We start from the raw sequence: 18,292 nt of genomic DNA on the forward strand, positions 1-18,292 counted from the left end.
ATATCTTATAATAGAAATTAATTAGCAAGGCTATAAGTAAAAAAAATCTTTATAAAAATAAATTAATTTTCCATAAAGATTTCTTAACATTTTTATCACTTAACTTCCACAAAATCATAATATAAAGCCTTCGATAAAAACCCTGCTGCCTGATAATTTCCTATCATTTCTTCTCTCACTGCTTCAGGGTATTGTCCATCTAGGTTATTCTTTTTAAAATACTCTCTTCGAGATTCATCATTGAAGTTCAAACCGCTTAAAAATTTAGGTTCCACACCTTTATTTACTGAGATATTATAATTAGTAATTAGATTTCCCCAATTAAAAAAACTGCATATTAAAATGGTACCATAGAAATACCAAACCATCTGATTTACCAGGTAGGCATTTGTTTTTTGTTTTGTTATTTTTAAAAAAGAATAAACTAATCCTATAATGGCAAGAATTAAGAAAGCGTAAACTCCCAAACGTTTATAGGTTAAGCCATAGAACGAAACATATTCTGTGTTTTTAATCATGGCACTTACAATCAAAACCACATTTAAGACAATCCATACTTTGGCAAGTTTTTTTAATAAGTGTGCTTTTTCATCAAAATTAAAACCTCCTTTAAAATAAAACAGGATTACACCAACTGCCATTAGAATTGAAAAAATTACTGCATTTACACGTTCGTGCGTATCTGCACTTAGGTTCGTTTTTTCGATTACTTCAAAAAACTGTTCGTAATTATACGTTCCTATGAAAACCAATAGCATAATATTTAATAGAAATAATGTGATTTCACCGCTTTTTCTTTCAAAATCCAAATCGAGAAATGAAAATGTACTTTGATTTTTTACTTCAGAAATATTACCGAATTCGCTGCTAAGTTTTGGGTTGAATTCATAACAGACATCTGGCACCCAGTAATTCCAGAAACTGAATGAAACATAAAATCCAAGTATGCTGATTAAGATCAATTGAAAAATATCAATATCTAAAGTATAATCTGTAAATAATGATGAAAAATGATTGCTTCCGAAAGAGTAAACAATAAAAAACAATCCTAAAAACAGGAGCGGAATTACAAAAAACGCAACTAATTTCTTGGCAAAATCGTTATGAATTTTTCGTTCAGGAAGCCATTGGTTAAAAAGAAAAACTCGTCCTAACGATGTAATTCCGTTTAAGAATATCAATGGAAAAATCTGTACAATTTTAAGTTCTCCATCATGGGTTTTAAATTGTAAAAACAGGATTGACAATGCTAAAGCAAAAAACGAAGCCGCATCTCCATACCATGCAAAAGCAAAACAAGACAAAATAGAGGTTACAACCAGAACTAAGTGTGACCTGTCGACAAACTTCTCCTGAAAGAAGTAACTAATTAAAAGCGTTAATATTACCCCAAAAATAGAAAGGTTAACTCCGGGAGACTGATTGTAAAAAAGCAGTGTAAATATCACCGTACAAGCTAAAATAATTTGATGTTTTTTCATGATTCTAAAATTAAAAGTACTTTGTATTTCAAAGTTATTAGACAAAAAAAATATTGTTATTACGATTTCATTAATTTTTCGAGGTAAGAAAGGTGCTCTTTAAACGCCGCGCGGCCAAGCGGTGTTACCTGATAAGATGTTTTGGGCTTTTTACCCACAAATTCTTTCTTAATCTCGATATATTCTGATTTCTCTAATGCTGAGGAATGACTCGCTAAATTACCATCGGTGATATTTAAAAGCGTTTTCATCTCGGTAAAATCTACCCAGTCGTTAACCATCAGAACGGACATAATACCCAGTCTGACACGGCTTTCAAAATCTTTATTTAGTTTATCAATAATTCCCATTGGGTTATTTGTATTTTTTGAACATCACTAATCCGTATATGATATGCAGAATTCCGAATCCCAGAATCCAAAAAATCAATCCATATCCTATATTAAAAAGTGCAATACATCCTAAAATCAGTTCCGAAAAACCAAGATATTTTATATCAGAAAATGTATATTTTTCAGCATTTATAACGGCTAATCCATAAAATATTAAAGTAGACGGCGCTACTAAACCAAAATAGCCATGATGCATTAAAGCCAGGCAGAATATTCCGCCTGTAAATAAGGGCACTGCAAGGTTGAATACCATTTTTTTAGTTGCTGATGTCCAGATTGGTAAATTATATTTTCGGCTTTTTCTAATAGTAAAAAAGATTCCGAATGCAAACGCAAATACTAAAATTGTAATTCCAATCCAGAATAATTCTGATACCAGATTGGCAGAATACAATCTATGCTCATCATTTAAATAATCCATTCCGTTTGCTTTAAACAGCTGGTAAACATAGATTCCGCCAATTAAAGCCGAAAGACCTGCGAAAACTCCAGAAAGTCCGCTTAATGATATAAATCTTGAAGAGCGTTCCATCATGGAACGAATATGTGCTAAATCTTCTTGGTGCTTTTGATTCATAATTAAAGTACTTTGCATTACAAAGTTATTATTTATTTTGAAACAGCAATAAAAAAAGATCGCTTTTTTCAAAAAACTAATCTTAGAATTAATTTACTTTCTAAAGACTAACTCTCATTGGTTACAAAATTTTTGAATTTATACAATAAAGAAAACATGATATAACGCTTTAAAACATTGCTTTCTGAATCAACAACAGCTGTTGAAGTAATGGTTCTCGAAGTGCTCTGATTTTGATTGAGCAAATCATAAACTTTTACTTTGAATGTAAATTGTTTCGCGAATTTGTAGGACAAACTAGTGTTCCATAAATAAAAATCTCTTTTATATGGCCCAGAAATATTTGAATTATAGTTGTAACCAAAGTCGTTTCCAAAAACCCAATTCTTAGGCCAGAAGTTTGTTATTTCGACATTAAAATTATGAGTTGTATTTGAAGTTGAACTTAAAGAGGTATTATTATATCGAATGTCATTATATGTAAAATTATAATACGGCTTGATATTTAACAATTCACCATATTCATACGTAAATCCAAAGCCGGGATTGAGTCTAAATGCTTTTGCCTCATACAGCTGGTTATTTGTAAAACCTTTATTTAAATTATAATTAGCATACATAGAAAACCGCAGTCCAAAAGTATTCACATCTTTCTTTACCCTTTTGTTCCATTCTCCTGCCAGTAACATATCGTATGTACCTTCTACATTATCAAAAGTTGAAATCTGCTTACCTGAACTGTTATAAGCAGAAGCTCCCACAATCTGACTATCAAAATAGGTTGTACTAAAATGAAGGAAATAACCCGAATCTGATTCAAAATTATAACTTGAAAAACCTGTCTGTAAAAAATGAAAAGTTGAAGCTTTTAAATTAGGATTTCCTGTTCTAACCACTAAAGGATTATCTAAATTAGCAACTGCCAAAACCTGATTACTACTTGGAATTGTATATTTACGCTCATACATCATTAATACACTCTGAGATTGTGAAATGCTGTAATTGGCACTAATGGATCCGTTTGGGATAAAATAATTTTTATTCAAATCTATTGTTTCATTTAAATAAAATGCATGATTTTCTGTCCTGATAACAGAAGTCCCTGTAGATGCCGATAAATCAAGTTTTTTTATGCTCATATTAAAACCCACTTTAGGGTTCACACCAAAACTATTAAAAGAGTTAAAATTACTAAGTGATTCATTAAAGACATCGTATTCCATATCCTGACCATTTCGGTCGAATGTTTTTTTATCATCGCTTGTTTTTTCATAATCTGTAATTACTGAAAAATTCAGTCTTAACGAATCTGTTACTGGTTCAAAATATTGAAGATTTCCTGTATATTTATCTCTATTGTTTTTCTGAGTAACATTTTGATTACGCAAATCGTCAGGACTTGTTCCTTCTGCAAAAACGGTCAATGAATTTACCCTTGAATCTAAATCGTTTCGTGAATTCTCGTTTTCAAAAGAAGCGGTAAAGTATCGTCCTTCTTTTTTAGCATTTAAAAAAAATCTAAAATTATTTCTAAAATTCGTATTATTACTTTCAGTTGTATTAAAAGAATTACTGGAATTAATTAACTGATTATTCTCATCCCAGGTTTTTCTATCAAAGGCATTTACTGATACCGTTTTTCCTGTTTGAATGGCTGGTGTAAAAAAAACTTTTATCGAAGGCGAAACTTTATACTCAAAATTTAAACTTACATTATGTCTATTAGAATCCTGATCGCTTTTTGAAGCAGATTTCGACAATAAAGAACCTGTTGGAAGTAAAGTAAGTTCTGATGTTTTATTTGTATTGTCTGTATTAGAATTGTTAAAATAATAGTTCAAATCAGTGCTTTCTCCTTTAAACCATTCGTCAGTATAACTTATCCCAATCATATTCGATTTTATTATTCCTCCTCTGCTCCCAAAAGAACCGCCTGAACCATCGTTTCTTCCGCCTCCCATATTATCAAAAACCTCGTTCATAGAAAAACCAGATGCATTAATATTATTTGAAGAAGCCAAAAAACTGACACGTCTTTTATCTTTAAAATAACTTAGTAAAGCACTGCTTTCATATCTTTCTGAACTTCCATAACCGCCTAATAATTTGCCAAAAAAGCCTTTATTCTTCTTTTTGTCTATTGTCAAATTGATTGAAACATTCTCTGATGTCGAAGCTTGTTTCGTAAATTCCTGTTCCTTGGTTTTAGTGTCTGAAACCTGTACTTTTTTTATGAGCTCAGCAGGAAGGTTTTGAAGTGCTATTTTTCCATCTGCATCAAAAAAAGGTTTTCCGTTAACTAATACTTGGTTAACCTTTTTTCCATTGACCATTATTTTTTTGTCCATATCAATAGTTACACCGGGCAATTCTTTCAACAAAGCTTCTACATTGGCGTCTGGACGTAACTTAAAAGAAGAAGCATTAAATTCTATGGTATCTTTTTTTATTCGGATAGGGGCATCGGTTTTAATAATAACTTCATCCAGTTCAACATCATATTTCATAAGTCTGACAACTCCCAAATCTATATTCTGAGTGCGTTTTTCTATTGTATCCGAAAACTCCAGATAACCTTCTGCCGAAATTTTTAAAATACTGTTTTGAGATGCTGATTTAGTTTCTAATTTAAAGTGACCATTTTTATCCGAAAGTGTATAAACAACTATAGAAAAATCTTTAGGATGCATTAAATAAATGGTTGCAGATTCGATAGGTGAATCTTTTTCGGTAACAACTTTACCACTGATAACGGTGTTTTTTTGTGCAAAAGAGGAAATGGTATACAAGAAAAACACAAAAAAATGCAGCATTTTTATTCTGCTTCGTATTGAGAAAAATTTATTTAAAAGAATTAAATGAAAAAAAAATGCGTGGAATTTTAAAGATTTAATCATGGGAGCTGATATACTTGTAACAGGCTTAAATTGTTTGTTTTATTAGGGACAAACTTACATTATAAATTAAAACAAATAATAACTTATTGTTAAAAAATAGGGATTAAAACTAAAATCAAACAAAGAGTTAATTTTCATGAACTTAGAAAATCAATTTATAATTTAAACCATTTAAAGATTCTCAAAAAACAGCCCTGACGGAATATAATTTCAATAAGAAAAAATAAAAAAACTCCAGCGGAGCGGCATATATTTTAGATTATTAAAATATGCCTCTCCGCTGGAGCTTTGTATTGTAAATATTTATTCTTTGCTATGAATGTTTCGCTTCTCTAAAGCTTACAAAAGTACTTTCTTAAGAAAGCAGCTTTGTAACTTATAGTTTTAAAACCATCTTCTTCTTTTGAATAAAAACACTCCAAAAGTGGATAAAATAATGGAAACTAAAAGCAGGATCCAGATTCCGTATCTACTTTCTTCAAGACCGTTTGGTACGTTCATTCCGTACAAACTGGCAATTAATGTCGGGATCATTAAAATGATAGAAATCGAAGTCATCTGCTTCATGATGTTATTCATGTTATTTGAAATAACTGAAGCGTAAGCATCCATCATTCCGGTCAAGATGTTGTTGTAAATATTGGCTGTATCTTGTGCCTGATTTAATTCGATTTCAACATCTTCCAATAATTCCGGATCGTAATTGGCTTTGTGTGCTTTTAGGTTTTTGATTCTTTGAAACAAAACGTCATTAGCTTTTAAAGAGGTTATAAAGAATACAAAACATTTTTCGATTTGAAGCAGGGCCTGCAATTCTTCATTTTTGATAGATTTCTCTAAATTGTCTTCTGCAAGTTTTATTTTCTGATTGATTTGTTTTAGATATTTCAAATACCATACACTTGATGATAAAAGCAATCTAAGAACTAAATTGAAGTTATCTTCTATTTCGATGTTTTTGCGCTGTGAATAAGCAACAAAATCTTGTATGATTTCTGTTTTATAAAAACTGATTGTAACACATATATCGTCTTTAAAAATGATTCCGAGCGGAACAGTATGAAAAGGAATTTTGACATCTCCGCTTTTAATGGGAATGCGCATGATGATAAGTGTCCAGCCGTCTTCAATTTCAATACGGGGTCTTTCGTCGATATCCTCGATATCATTGTAAAAAGCTTCAGGAATTTGAAGTTCTTCTAATAAGTAATTTTTATCTGATTCTGTTGGAGATTCGATGTGAATCCAGCAATTTGAAGTCCACTTTTGGATTTCTATCAATCCGTTGTTGTTTGTGTAAAAGGCTTTCATTTCAAAATACAGGTTTTTAGCGCAGCATTTTGAAACTTCAAAAGCTGCTTAATTTAATACTAACGAATAATAATAATCGTCCATTTGGAGAAGTGTTATTTTTTTAAGTGCTGCAAAAGTATCCTTTATTTTTAAGAACCAAAATTTTAAACTATTAATAATATATTAAAATGGCAGTTTGGGCAGATTTTTTAAACATATAGAGACATAGATATTGTAACTGTAAAAAAAGGCGTTTCACTTTTTTTAAAACAACATAGCAGCAATCGATCGAGTAAACTATGTGAGAGAAATTTGTTTTTCTTTTAAATTCTTTTTTAAGAATTTAAATCTTATGTTCCTATCTCTTTAAAAAAATTAATGCAATAAAAAAGCCTGTTCTATATAGAACAGGCCTTAAAATATATTTTGACGCGATTTTATTTGTTTTTTGCGCTTCTCATTTTTCTTGCTAAAAGCGTATTTTTAAGCAGCATTGCAATTGTCATTGGTCCTACTCCACCTGGAACTGGTGTAATGAATGATGCTTTTTTGCTTACGCCTTCAAAATCAACGTCGCCTTTAATAACGTATCCTTTTGCGTTTGATGCATCTTCTACTCTAGTAATTCCAACATCGATAACTGTTACGCCTTCTTTTACCATATCTGCTTTTAAGAATTCCGGAACTCCCAAAGCAGTAATAATGATATCTGCATTTTTAGTGAATTCAGCTAAGTCTTTAGTACGGCTGTGTGTTAATGTAACAGTAGAGTCTCCAGGATTTCCTTTACGGCTCATTAAGATGCTCATTGGACGTCCTACGATGTGGCTTCTTCCAATTACAACAGTATGTTTTCCTGCAGTTTCAACTTTGTAACGCTCTAACAATTCCATAATTCCGAATGGTGTTGCCGGAATAAAACTTTCCATTTCCAGAGCCATTCTGCCAAAGTTAGTTGGGTGAAATCCATCAACATCTTTATCAGGATCGATTGCTAATAAGATTTTCTGCTCATCGATATGTTTTGGCAATGGTAATTGAACGATGTATCCGTCTAGGTTATCATCTTCATTTAACTCTTTAATTTTAGCTAGAAGTTCATCTTCGGTAATCGTTTCCGGCAGACTTACTAAAGTAGAATCAAATCCAATTTCCTGGCATGATTTTACTTTACTTCCTACGTAAGTTAAACTTGCTCCATTGTTTCCAACCAAAACAGCTGCTAAATGAGGCACTTTTCCTCCGGCTGCTTTTATAGATTGAACTTCGGCTGCAATTTCGTTTTTAATGTCGTTAGATGTTTTTTTACCGTCTAGTAGCTGCATTTGTTTTTGTTTCAGGTTTAAAGTTTTCTTTTGTTTCACGTTTCAAATTGAAAACGAAACTTAAATATTATGTAATTAAAAAAGTTTCAAGTTTTGGTCTCTTAACTTGAAACCTTAAACTTGAAACTTTTAATTATTTTATCTCGGCATTCCTCCTGGCATTCCTTTCATGCCTCCCATCATTTTCATCAGATTTTTTCCGCCTGGCCCCTGCATCATCTTCATCATCTTGCTCATTTGGTCAAACTGCTTCATTAACTGATTTACCTGCTCGACTTTAGTTCCGGAACCTTTAGCGATTCTGGCTTTTCTTTTTACGTCGATAATGGCTGGTTTACTTCTTTCTCCCGGAGTCATCGAGTGAATGATGGCTTCGATATGTTTAAAAGCATCATCTTCTATTTCTACATCTTTCATGGCTTTTGAAGCTCCTGGTATCATTCCTACCAGGTCTTTCATATTACCCATTTTCTTTACTTGCTGAATCTGCGTTAGGAAATCATCAAAACCAAATTCGTTTTTAGCGATTTTCTTTTGAAGTTTTCTAGCTTCTTCTTCATCAAATTGCTCCTGAGCTCTTTCAACAAGGGACACAACGTCACCCATACCTAAGATACGCTCAGCCATACGATCTGGATAGAAAACATCAATTGCTTCCATCTTCTCGCCTGTACCCACAAATTTGATTGGTTTGTTTACAACCGATTTAATTGAGATTGCTGCTCCACCACGAGTATCACCATCTAATTTCGTTAAGATAACTCCATCGAAGTTTAAGATATCGTTGAAAGCTTTTGCTGTGTTTACAGCGTCTTGTCCTGTCATAGAGTCGACAACGAACAATGTTTCTTGCGGCTGAATTGCTTTGTGAACACGGGCAATTTCATCCATCATTTCCTGATCTACTGCTAAACGCCCTGCAGTATCGACGATAACTACATTAAATCCGTTTGCTTTTGCGTGTTTAATTGCGTTTTGAGCAATTTCAACAGGATTTTTATTTTCTGGTTCTGAATATACTTCAACACCTATTTGATCTCCAACTACATGTAACTGATTGATCGCCGCAGGACGGTAGATATCACACGCTACAAGAAGTGGTTTTTTATTTTTCTTCGTTTTTAAGAAGTTGGCTAATTTTCCTGAGAAAGTAGTTTTACCAGAACCTTGAAGTCCCGACATTAAAATAACGCTTGGATTTCCAGATAAATTAACTCCGGCAACATCACCTCCCATTAATTCAGTCAGCTCATCTTTTACCAGCTTCACCAATAATTGTCCTGGCTGAAGCGTTGTTAAAACGTCCTGACCAATTGCTTTTTCTTTTACTTTGGTTGTAAAATCTTTAGCAATTTTAAAGTTAACGTCGGCATCAAGTAAAGCACGACGAACTTCTTTTAAAGTATCGGCAACGTTTACTTCTGTAATTTTACCGTGTCCTTTTAATATATGGAACGCTTTATCTAACTTATCACTTAAATTATCAAACATATCTTTTTCTTTATTTGAAGTGCAAAGATAATCTAATTAGATATTTCAGGCAATTTTTATTTAGCTGCATTTAACCGCACAAGTTCGCAAAGGTTTACGCAAAGAACGCTATGTTTTTTTGCTCGTAAAATCGCGAGGTTGCAAAGTTTTTTTTTACGCTCCCGATAGCTATCGGGATAAAAAGATTTAAGCAGATTCACAGAAATTATTATTCAAAAAAAATAAAATAAAATCTGCCATAATCTGTAAAATCTGCGTGAAAAAGAATCATTTTAATCCTTCTAATCTGCGGCAAAAGAAAAAAGGCGCAAAGAATAAAACCTTTGCGCCTTTGTAACTTTGTCACTTTGAACCTTAAAATTAAAACTGGAAGTAAATGAACGGCTGTGAACCGGCAACGGCAGTCGCATAAACAATCCAGTAAACAAAGCCCAGAATTATTGCTTTTATTAATAATGGTGTTCTGTCGAAAACGAACTTCATTTTGTTTGTAATAACTTCCGGCAGGAAATGCCAAACGTATCCAAACAGCATTAACAAAAACACATTTTTATATCCTAAAACAATAGCCTGCCAATGTTCTGGCTCGAAAGTTAACTGACCAATATTATTAATTACCTGTAATGCAGTTTCGAAATCTCTGGCGCGGAAAAAGATCCAGCAGAAAACTACAAAATGGAATGTGATTAAAATTGAAAAGAAAGTCCACAAGAAATTACTTTTTCCGTCTTTTCTGGCAGGAAAGAATTCAAGGAAAATTTTATGAACCGCTAAAGCTAACCCGTGTAAAGCTCCCCAAACAATAAATTGTGCTCCGGCTCCATGCCATAATCCGCCTAAAAGCATTGTGGTAAAAAGGTTTAGATTGGTTAACAGAGTTTGTTTCTTTTTGCTTGAAAGCAGAAATGACAAACAAAAAACAGCAATCGAAACTGATGCAACAATCAACGGAATTATACTGATATTGTAATTTGTAATTCCCCAAAGCAACAATCCAAAGAAGAACAAACTCGGGAATAAATATCCGGCGAATGAACCTTCTCTGTTTCCACCAATCGAAATGTATAAGAAATCTTTTAACCAGGTTGAAAGAGAAATATGCCATCTTCTCCAAAAGTCTGTAATCGAAGTTGATTTATAAGGTGTTCTAAAGTTGGCAGGCAGTTTAAATCCTAACAACAAAGCGATTCCGATTGCCATATCTGAATATCCTGAGAAATCACAATAAATTTGAATAGCATATCCATAAGAAGCCATCAAATTTTCAAATGACGTATAATTCATTGGCGTATCAAAAACACGATCGACAAAGTTTACCGAAATGTAATTTGAAATTACCGTTTTCTTAATTAATCCGCCAATAATTAAAAACAAGGCGTTGTTTACATCTTGTTTAGTCAGGTTTAATTTTTGATAAATCTGCGGCAGGAAATCTTTTGCACGTACAATTGGCCCGGCAACTAACTGAGGGAAAAACGAAACAAAAAATAGGTATTCGATGTAGTTTTTTGTAGGCTTAATTTCTTCGCGATAAATCTCGATAATGTAACTCATCGATTGAAAAGTATAAAACGAAATCCCGACTGGAAGAAATATGTCATGAAATTTCAAATTACCATTGAACATATCATTATATGTTCCAATCATAAAATTCATGTATTTGAAATAACCCAATAATCCTAAATTCAGGATAACGCTTATTACCAAATATATTTTCTTGGTGCTGTCTTTGGTTTCTTTGTATATAATCTGGCTTAAACCATAATCTACTACCGAAGAAAGCAATAAAAGTAAAAAGTAAATACCGCTTGACTTATAGTAAAAGAAAAGCGAAAACAGAATAACATACGTTAATCTTAAATAAAATGTTTTGCGTAAAAAACCATACACAAAATAAAACACCAGAAATAATCCTAAGAATAAACCGGTATTAAATAATAGTTTCTCATCTGGATTATAAACAAACCAGCTTTCAACTTGTTCTATTGTAATTGCACCAAAATTTTGAATGAACCAATTATTAATGCTGTCTATTGTTGTCAACTTACTTTTTTAATTTAAAATTATCGTATGCTTTTAAAAACGCCTCGGTAAACAAACTTCCTTGTTTTTCATATCCTTTTTTAGAATAATGAACCCAGTCTTTACCTATTAACCCTTCTGCTTTCAGCTGTCCTATTCCGCTTAAGCCGCCTAATTCATCATATAAATCCCAAACGGCAAATCCATCTTTTTCGGCAATATCATTTATCCGCTGTGCATATTCTCCAACAAAATGATTTGGTTTTCTTCCTCTAAACAAAGAAGGAGGCGAAGTCATGACGATTATAGGAACATTTATATTCTGCTCTTTTATGTTTTTGATAAACTCTCTCAATCTTCTAATGTATTCAGATGCTTCCAGTTTATCGAAACTTTCATTTGTTCCTAAAGAAAAAATTAAAAGATCAGGATGTAATGCTTTTAACTGTTCAAAAAACAAAGGATATTTATTATAATCTGAAAATTTTGCACCGTTTACACCAATACCGCTGTAGGTTATTCCCGGAGCGTTTTTCTCTAAAACAAGTCCGTTTAATTCAAAATCTTTAGCTTCTTTATTCGGAATAAGAAAAATTCTGTCTAAAGCTTTTTCTGATTTATAATAATGACAAAATGCATCAGATTCAAGATTCAGAGGTACAAACTCTGATGTTTTAATATTTTTTGGCTGCGTTTGATTGGTTGGAATTTTTAAAATCCTTCCTGCACGAATATTATTTGATTTCAGCTGATTTGCCCTTTTAATTTCAGCAACCGAAACATCATATTTATCTGCAATTACAGAGATTGCTTCTCCTTTTTTAATTTTATGAGTTATTACTTTTCGTTCTGTGGTTTCTACAAACTTGGTTTGAGATCCCGAAGCCAGATCAAACATATTCTCATTTTTCGGCGTGATGATTTGAATGGTGTTAAACTTATATGCAGCATCTTTAATGCTCATTTCCATTACAAATCCACCGGTATCTCTCCAAAGTCCAATACCGCTTAAACCTACAGGATAATTTCTAACCGGATAAATATTTCGGTAGCTTTCCCAAATTCTGTTACAGCTAAAACGTTCATTATACGATCCGTTTGTTTTGGCTAATTGATATGGAAAAACAAAACCTCGGCCTGCGTTTCCAAATTTTTGCTGCAGTAATTTTCTTATTTTATTGGTCATTAAATCACCCTGAATGTGTGAATCTCCAATATGAACAATATTTATTTTTTGATTGTTGTCGCTTTCATTATCCCTCAATCTCTTAAAAACACTTTCTAAAACTTTAGCGTTATAGATGTGATTTCCTGTATAAGTTTCGACCGATGCTGAATCGATTTTGCTAACCATATTTTTAGTTATTGGAAGTGAGACTGTTGTTTCGGGTTTGTCATTTGTTGAGAAAAAAAGACAACAAAAGAAAATAAGTAGTTTATTCATTTACGCTATCTTTTTTGACAGATACGGAATCTGCTTTAGGTTTTCTAATCGCTTTAGGTTTAACGCTTCCATCACGCTTTTTACGCAGAATTTTATATTCTTCGTATCCCTTATTTAACTGACTGTACAACAAATTACCAATGGCTTTTGCTCCTCTTTGGTTAAAGTGTGTATAATCTTTATTTGCTTTTGCCGGAGATTCGTCGACCCATTTTACCATAGAGCCGTCACCGCCCATTAAAGTATATAAATTTACAAAACCTGACTCAGTATCCAAAGCATATCTTTTTTGAGCATTCATTAATGGCACAACGGCAGAATCTGTTTTCATTTCTAAATCATATTTAGTCGATTTATCAGCTGTTGAAACGATCAAAATAGAAACTCCCGGAAACGACTCTTTTATTTTGTTTACCGTTTTAGTCATTCCTTTTTGATACCATGAATAATTTTTAGTTCCGTAATTCAATACGTTTGTTCCGTAATGAAGAATAACCAAATCGTATTTTAGACTATTATTGAAAGCCTGCATTACATTAGCATCAAACATAGAAATTGGCAGTCCTGAGTTTCCTCTTTGAGAAAAGTTATCAACGTGTACTCCTATTCCGTTATCAAAATTAAATCCAAAAATAGGAATAGAATCGGCGTGGATAAAATTAGCTTTGAAAGATTTTATACTTCCAGAAGTTACTTTTAAACTGTTCACCAAATTGTTTGGTGAAAGATTTTTTCTTAAAGTGTCTTTTCCAATAATAAAATTTACATTTCCTTTTTTAGAAGATCTTCCGTAAAACAATGTTGGATTATCTAAAGAAGTTGAATATTTGTTTAATCCTGCCTCATATTGAACCCAGGTCGTATTAGATTTGTCATTTGCAAAAAACACATGACCGTTTACTCCAAACGGACTTGTTGGTTTCTTTACATTTAAATAAGATTGGATCTTCCAGTTTTTAGAAAACAATGTTTTTACAGAACCTCTTGAAGCCGATGATTCTGAAATAATAGAAACGAAACCAACTCCATTTCCTCCAAAATGTTCCTGATAATTCATACGAACATCCTGCACGATCAAATCTCCATCAGTCATAGAGTCTCCATAATAAGCAATTCTAACATGTCCCTGCGGATTTTGTTCTAATTGATATAATTTTTCATAAAAAGAAATCAGGTATTGATATCCTTTATAATTATCAAATGTTTCAGAAGGAAATTCAATTCCTTCAGATGCATCATAAACGATTTTTTCCTGACCAGATTTATCTGCAATACTACCTCCATCGACAGACAAAGAATCTTTTGCCACTGATTCAAGAAGCAGACTATCAATAAGTACATTTTTGGAATCTACTTTTCCTTCTGAAAAAATCTTATCCGGAAGAATTTGTTTAAACCCAATGAAAGCAACAAATGCCAATGCAACTATTGCAAAAGACTGAAAGAAATATGATTTTGTATTCACTTATTAATTATATATTGAGAATGGGATCACAGAAATTAATTATCAATATTCCTGTTAATTCCGTTTTAAAAAATTGCTGCGCAAAGATAGGATTAAATCGTTCATTTCTATTTGATTTTAACAAGAAAGAAAATAAAAAAAAGAGGTTAGAAAATTCTAACCTCTTAAATCAAAAAAAAATAAAAAAACAAAGCTAATGATTAACTAAATTTAAATGCCGTGCATTATTTTTTAGAATGAATAATCTTTATATTTTTTTTTTAGATTTTCATTTATGTATTATTTCAATATAGCGTATTGGAATGTAGGATACCCTCTTTCACCAGCTGCATTTACACCTGCTGTAAATCTCACTTTATATACATTTCCTGCTGGATCTTTAACAACGAAGAAACGATCTGTTCTAGCATTAAATCCAGAAGTTGGATTACCATTTGCATCTGTTCCGCCCACTGTTCCTCTCCAGTTTGAACCAATATTTCTTTGATCATCTGTGAATTTAGTGTTGTCAACATTTGCCAATGTGAAAGCATCATATGTAAAAGCTGTTGTAAGTACTTGATATGCTCTTGCACCACCTTTAACGTTATTTAAAACGAAGTCTGCAAAATTATAAGGAACTAAACCTGATCCCATTGATGTTGTATTTGTAAAACTTGTGAAACTAATGTCCCATAGTAATTTTTGAGGCTCTACATTAACTGGTTTCTTATCTAATAAACTTAAGAAAGTAAAGTTATAAGCTGCATTTTTTGAAACAGTGATTTCTTCGTGAGTTGTAGCTGCAATATCTGCATACTGAACTTTATAATCATTACCGCTTCTTAAAATTCTAACTTTTTTCCATCCTCTAGAAGGTCCTGTTCCTGTTCCTTCTGATCCAACAGCAGGATTAGTTGTTCCAGGATTACTTCCCATATTAATTACATATACTTTGTTATCAGCATCTGTCGCAGATACAACTGCAATAGCTGTTTTAGTAATATCTCCTGCAGGATCATCAACTTGAGTAGTACTTCCGCCTCCATTAACAAGCATAGTTGCATCTTCTGCTTGAACTTCATCAATATTTACACTAGTTGTTTGTTTAGCAGACATTCTCACAGTGTGATTTATTATTACTCTAAAATCTGTTCCAGAGTAAAATCCTAAATCCCATGAAACTCTAGGAACAGCAGTCATTTTTCCGCTGCTTAAATCAACAAAAACCTGATTTGGCTGTGTTGGCCCTCCAACTTCAGGAGCTAATGCATTTCCTAAAGACGCAGTTTCGTTAAAGTTTACCTGAATTGATTTGTTTTCAGAGATTACAGCATTAATAGTTGCACTGCTAATAGTAAAAACAACATTTTTTACTTCACCTTCAATAGCTTCTTTTAATTTCTTAAAGCTAAAAGTTACAGAAGAAACATTTTTATCAAAAGGAACTATTACTTTATTTGCAGCGATTGCCGGTGTAGTACTATAATCTGTACCATTTGCAACTGCAGTTTCAACGTAAGTTAAAGTTAAAGATCCTGCTGATGCAGTTGGAGAAGCAAATTTGATTTCGATCGGAGTTGTTTCTGCCGATAAATTTAACGAAGTAGAAGCAAAAGCTACAGCATTTGGCTGTGCCGCTTCATCATCACTACTACAAGCCCCAATGGCAAGTAATACAAAAGATAATATTAAAATAAAGTTCTTTTTCATGGTATTGATTTATTAATTAAAATTTAGATTATATGAAAGTTTTAAGAAGTAAGATCGGCCGTAACCCAGCATTTCCGATGTTGCTCCTCCGCCTCCGTGCGCGCCGCCGCTTGCATCACCTCCGCCTCCATTTTGCACAGATTGCAGATTAGTAACATCAAAAAGATTTCTGGCCCCAACGGTAACTTCAAATTTATTTTTAAAGAATGTTTTTCGAACTGAAGCATCCATCCAGCTAAATGGAAGAAGTTCATCCAAAAAGAAACCGGCTTTTCCATCAGTATCGGTTCCTGCTGCATATTGCTGCTGCTTTCCATTGTATTTGTAGAAAACAGCTAACAAAGTATTCCATTTTGGAATATTATAAGATATACTTGAATTTAATCTGAATGAGTAGAAGAATTTATCATCAGATACTAAGTTTTGTGCTGCCAAATCAAGTCTTCTGGAAATTCCAACCACAGCAGCTCCTAACATTACATTCCAATTTTTATAAGTATATTGTTCTACTGTTGAAATGTTCCACATTTTATATCTGTTGATGTTTAGATATTTATAATGCAGAGGATTTACCTGTGTTGTAACTAAATCTATTCTATCATCAACATCCAGATAAGTAACCGCTAAGTTGTTCGAGATCTGAGCACCAGAATCAAAAGTACAAGCTCTTTTTAAGCTGACTTCATAAGAAGTACTTGTTTCAGGAATTAAATCCGAATTTCCCTGCATGTTGTGGTTTGAATCTACAAAATAAGTATACAACTCATCAAAGTTTGGAGTACGATAAGATTTCCCCAAAGAAGCTCTTGCTTCAAGTCCTTTTTCAAAAAGATATCTTAAACCTAAAGAACTTGCATATTGATTATCAAAAGCACTTTGAAAAGAAAATCGAAGTCCTGGACGAATTGAGAATTTATCATTTACAGCTATTTCGGCAACCGAAAAAACATCATAATTTTCTAATCTCTTTCTGATATTTACACCTTGCTGATTATCATTTCTAAAAGGTCCAACTGAAGAATCATAAAAACCATTTTCGTTTGTAATCTCGTAACCAAGCTGAAAGTCTACCTTTTCATTTTCAAAGAAATTACTAAGTGTTCCTGTTGAATAGAAAACCTCTTTTGATTGATAAGTGAATCTTTTGTTATCTACCTCTTGTTTTGCATCTATGTGATAAACGAAATTCTCTAAATCACGCTCCTGTTTTTGCTGCGAAACAGAAACATTGTACTTTAACTTTGAAAAAAGATTTCCATTAGCATTTAAATGATGATAATAACGATTGGTGATATATCTTTTATCTCTCGAAAAATAGGTATCTGCAAATGGATAATTGTCTTGTATATTTACAACTGGATTATAGTAATCAACTGTTTCACCATAATAATCAAATTTGTAAAAAATTCTGAAAGCATCTTTTTGGTAACCTAGAATAGCATTTCCTACTAATTGTTCTTTTGGAAGCTGTGTATATCCTCTAAGTCCATCATTTTTATCATAATCTTTTCCCTGCATATTATCATAATAACCTGCCATTACATTACGATTTCCTCCAATATTCACAAACCAGTTATCATTAAAATTATGACCAATTTTAGCTGATTGTATATGACGGCCTTTATCAAAAAATGCAAATTCATCTCCAACTGTTTCTTCCTGAACAGCGGCACCAATCTGCCATTTATATCCACCGCCTTTTTTAGTAATAATGTTTAGAATACCACTTACAGCATTTGCACCGTGAGTTACTCCCATCGATCCTTCTATAATTTCAATACGCTCAACGTCATCAAGATTTACCTGCGTTAAATCGACACTTGTCCCCATTCCTGTATCACTTACCAAAGGAATATTATCAATCAAAATCTTAAAGTATTGAGAATCTAATCCAAACATCGAAACTTTTGAACGTCCATCATTACCATTTGATGTCACACTAATATTCAAATATTGATTTAAAACATCAGCTAAATTATTTGCTGCAAGTTGTTTTATATTTTCTTTAGTAATAACTCTAACATTAAACACAGACTTCTTAATAGATTGCGGTTCAAACTGCCCTGTAACAACAACTTCAGAAAGTTTTTCTCGAGATGCAATAGTATCTTTTTGCTGCGCAAAAGAAATTTGACATAAAAGTATTACAGCAAAAAAAGTAATTTTTATTTTCATTATTTTTATTAAGTCTTAATAACCGATGCAAATATATA

General features: G+C 32.5%; 12 protein-coding genes. All 12 read right to left on the bottom strand.

Annotation, left to right across the window (positions count from 1 at the left end; all coding sequences use genetic code 11):
* Nucleotides 1–95: 95 nt before the first annotated feature.
* Nucleotides 96–1,481: a DUF4153 domain-containing protein gene (locus PQ462_RS20205; protein ID WP_274251335.1), complete on the bottom strand. Its 1,386-nt coding sequence runs from the start codon at nucleotides 1,479–1,481 to the stop codon at nucleotides 96–98.
* A 59-nt stretch (nucleotides 1,482–1,540) separates the two neighbouring features.
* Entirely contained in the window at nucleotides 1,541–1,831 is a 291-nt protein-coding gene (locus PQ462_RS20210; protein WP_008464519.1) for a winged helix-turn-helix domain-containing protein, read from the bottom strand.
* 4 nt (nucleotides 1,832–1,835) lie between these two features.
* Nucleotides 1,836–2,450, bottom strand: coding sequence for a hypothetical protein (locus tag PQ462_RS20215; RefSeq protein WP_274251336.1), 615 nt, complete (start codon nucleotides 2,448–2,450; stop codon nucleotides 1,836–1,838).
* Nucleotides 2,451–2,557: 107 nt separating this feature from the next.
* Nucleotides 2,558–5,263 (bottom strand): outer membrane beta-barrel protein, encoded by a 2,706-nt coding sequence (locus PQ462_RS20220; protein WP_274251337.1) that lies wholly within the window; start codon nucleotides 5,261–5,263, stop codon nucleotides 2,558–2,560.
* Between the two features lie 468 nt (nucleotides 5,264–5,731).
* Complete coding sequence (locus PQ462_RS20225) at nucleotides 5,732–6,658, bottom strand: magnesium transporter CorA family protein (RefSeq protein ID WP_274251338.1); 927 nt, start codon at nucleotides 6,656–6,658, stop codon at nucleotides 5,732–5,734.
* Between the two features lie 419 nt (nucleotides 6,659–7,077).
* Nucleotides 7,078–7,965, bottom strand: a complete 888-nt coding sequence (locus PQ462_RS20230) for a bifunctional 5,10-methylenetetrahydrofolate dehydrogenase/5,10-methenyltetrahydrofolate cyclohydrolase (protein WP_012022350.1) — start codon at nucleotides 7,963–7,965, stop codon at nucleotides 7,078–7,080.
* A gap of 138 nt (nucleotides 7,966–8,103) precedes the next feature.
* On the bottom strand, nucleotides 8,104–9,456 hold the full coding sequence (ffh, locus tag PQ462_RS20235) for a signal recognition particle protein (protein ID WP_012022351.1): 1,353 nt from the start codon (nucleotides 9,454–9,456) through the stop codon (nucleotides 8,104–8,106).
* 360 nt (nucleotides 9,457–9,816) lie between these two features.
* Complete coding sequence (locus PQ462_RS20240; protein WP_274251339.1) at nucleotides 9,817–11,499, bottom strand: MBOAT family O-acyltransferase; 1,683 nt, start codon at nucleotides 11,497–11,499, stop codon at nucleotides 9,817–9,819.
* 1 nt (nucleotide 11,500) lies between these two features.
* The gene (locus PQ462_RS20245; RefSeq protein WP_274251340.1) at nucleotides 11,501–12,832 is read right to left on the bottom strand and encodes an SGNH/GDSL hydrolase family protein; all 1,332 of its coding nucleotides are present in this window, start codon (nucleotides 12,830–12,832) and stop codon (nucleotides 11,501–11,503) included.
* An 82-nt stretch (nucleotides 12,833–12,914) separates the two neighbouring features.
* Complete coding sequence (locus PQ462_RS20250; protein ID WP_274251341.1) at nucleotides 12,915–14,387, bottom strand: SGNH/GDSL hydrolase family protein; 1,473 nt, start codon at nucleotides 14,385–14,387, stop codon at nucleotides 12,915–12,917.
* A 279-nt stretch (nucleotides 14,388–14,666) separates the two neighbouring features.
* On the bottom strand, nucleotides 14,667–16,079 hold the full coding sequence (locus tag PQ462_RS20255; protein WP_274251342.1) for an HmuY family protein: 1,413 nt from the start codon (nucleotides 16,077–16,079) through the stop codon (nucleotides 14,667–14,669).
* 12 nt (nucleotides 16,080–16,091) lie between these two features.
* A complete protein-coding gene (locus PQ462_RS20260; RefSeq protein WP_274251344.1) occupies nucleotides 16,092–18,254 on the bottom strand; it encodes a TonB-dependent receptor plug domain-containing protein in 2,163 nt (720 codons plus the stop codon).
* Between the last annotated feature and the right edge of the window lie 38 nt (nucleotides 18,255–18,292).

Source organism: Flavobacterium sp. KACC 22758 (assembly GCF_028736135.1).
Taxonomy (GTDB): Bacteria; Bacteroidota; Bacteroidia; order Flavobacteriales; family Flavobacteriaceae; genus Flavobacterium; species Flavobacterium johnsoniae.